The following is a 1178-nucleotide window of genomic DNA, read 5'->3' on the forward strand; positions in this document are numbered from 1 at the left end:
GAATCGGTGACATTGCGATCCGCTCCCTGGATCTTTCCGACAATTGAATGGGGAGTCTCATGACTGGGACAACTCTCCCGCTGCCCAGCGGCGGCATCACCGTCATCGGGCGCCTGCGCGCGTACGCCTACCACTACGGCACGGCGGTGCTGCCGGATCTCACGATCGCTGCCTGTGCCGTGCTCGTCTCCGCGGAGGCGGGCCATCTCACCCTCACCCCCACCGACTCCGAAGGCGACTCCACACCATGACCAGTGCCGGTTCCGATCTGGTGCGGCTACCGCACGAGGTACCGATCAGCTCCTACGTCGTCGATATCGACGGAATCCCGATGTCGGCCACGGTCGCCGAGGCGGCCGACCCGCGCGCCGTCATCATCGCCGTCCACGGCGGCGTGACGACCTCCGCCTACTTCGACTGCCCCGGCCACCCCCGGCTGTCGCTGTTGCGCACCGCGCCCGCGCTCGGGTTCACGGTGGTCGCGATCGACCGCCCCGGCTACGGCAGTTCGGCGCCGCACGCGGCCGACATCGCACCGGCCGCCCGCCGCGTCGACCTCGCCTACGCCCTGGTCGAGCGCGTGCTCGGGACGCGCGGGCGCGGTGCGGGGATGTTCATCCTCGCGCATTCGGCCGGGTGCGAGCTGGCCGTCCGGATGGCCGCCGACGAGCGTGGCGCGCAGTTGCTCGGCATCGAACTCGCCGGCACCGGCAGAAAACACCACCCCGAAGCCATCAGCAACCTGACAGCGGGCGGGCCGGGGCGCGGCGAACGTCTGCGCGAGCTGCTCTGGCAGCCGAGCCGCCTGTATCCCACCGAGGTCTTCGGCGGCGCGGCGATCGCGTCGCCGGGCCCGGCGTACGAGGCCACCATGATGCCGCAGTGGGTGGCGCACGATTTCGAGCACACCGCCGCGCAGGTCCGCGTTCCCGTCCAGTTCACCGTGGGCGCGTACGAAAAGGTTTGGCGCACCGACCCACTCGCGTTGGGCGAGATCACCGCGCTGTTCACGGCCGCGCCGCGCGTGCTGCTCCACGAGCAGGCCGACGCGGGCCACAACCTGAGCATGGGACATTCGGCGACCGCCTATCACCTCCGGGTGATGTCGTTCATCGAGGAATGCGTGATCGCGCGCCGCTGAGATCGCCGATCAACGAAATCCGCCCCACGACAAGGAT

General features: G+C 69.7%; 2 protein-coding genes. Both read left to right on the plus strand.

The genetic code is table 11. The features are described 5' to 3' along the window. Positions 1-59 precede the first annotated feature (59 nt). Complete coding sequence (locus tag ACFWF3_RS36595) at positions 60-251, plus strand: hypothetical protein (protein WP_379318798.1); 192 nt, start codon at positions 60-62, stop codon at positions 249-251. Beyond that, positions 248-1141 (plus strand): alpha/beta fold hydrolase, encoded by an 894-nt coding sequence (locus tag ACFWF3_RS36600; RefSeq protein ID WP_379318800.1) that lies wholly within the window; start codon positions 248-250, stop codon positions 1139-1141. The genes ACFWF3_RS36595 and ACFWF3_RS36600 overlap by 4 nt, the downstream gene beginning before the upstream one ends. Positions 1142-1178: the final 37 nt, after the last annotated feature.

Origin of the sequence: Nocardia sp. NPDC060220, assembly GCF_042727815.1 — a bacterium.
In the GTDB taxonomy this organism is placed as follows: Bacteria; Actinomycetota; Actinomycetes; order Mycobacteriales; family Mycobacteriaceae; genus Nocardia.